General features: G+C 76.1%; 1 protein-coding gene. It reads right to left on the reverse strand.

From position 1 onward, the window contains the following. Positions 1-749: 749 nt before the first annotated feature. On the reverse strand, positions 750-930 hold a 181-nt coding region (locus D476_RS38420; protein WP_204366964.1), incomplete at its 5' end, for a hypothetical protein.

Genomic DNA, 930 nt, shown 5'->3' on the forward strand with positions numbered 1-930 from the left:
GGCACTGCCGGGTGGTGCGGTGCGGGCCAAGGGGGCGCCCCGGGTGTCGAAGACCGCGAACCCCGGGGCCATGCCGCCTTCTCGGACCGCCAGAGGCCCGCCGCCCGGCAAGCAAGGCCCGGGAACCGCCCAGTCCTCGCCGTCGCCGCCCAACACGGCGACCACGCACACGCCGGGCGGCCGACAGCGCTGCGGCAAGGGCCGCCGACCGTTCCTCGTCGCTGCCCTCCCGCCCCACACCCCGGCGGCCCGGCGGACGGCCGGGGTCCGTGAGCGGGATACCTGCTGGTCCGCCGCCTTCCTGGAGCGCGAGGAACCTGCCGGACGGCAGGCAGGCCCGGGGAACCGCCCGGCTCTCGCCGTCGCCGCCGGACACGGCAACCGTCCACGCGCCCGGCGGCCTGCAGCCCGGACGGGGTTCGAGAGCGGGGCACCAGTCGGCCCCGTGTCCACCTCCGCACCCGACCGGAACACCCCAGGAGGGTGCGGACAAGACAAATCCTTCCCGGAACCTGTTCTGGTATCGCGGTGTTCGTCGCTCTGAGGCCGCCGGGGGCGTCGGCGGACGCGCCCCCGCCCCTCCCGCACCTGATGCGGAGTATTCACCCAGGCCACGGCCCTGGCGGAGATCGCAGAACGGGGCAGCGGGCCGCCACGGGCGCCGAAGGCCGCGAACCCTGCCGCTCGCGGCGCCTACCCGGACCGCGAGGACCCCGCCGGACGGCAAGCAGGGCCAGGGAATCAGCCACTCACTCCGTCGCCGCCTTCTTCCCTGCGCCCCGGCGACCTACCGCCCGGCCGGGGACCGTGAGCGGGCTACCTGCTCCGCCGTCGCCGCCGAGAACGGCGACCATCCGCACGCTCGCCACCCGACGACGCTGCCGGAAGGGCCGCCGACCTGCCTCGTCGCCGCTGCTCTTCCTTGCGCCC

Source organism: Nocardiopsis chromatogenes YIM 90109 (assembly GCF_000341185.1).
Classification (GTDB): Bacteria; Actinomycetota; Actinomycetes; order Streptosporangiales; family Streptosporangiaceae; genus Nocardiopsis_A; species Nocardiopsis_A chromatogenes.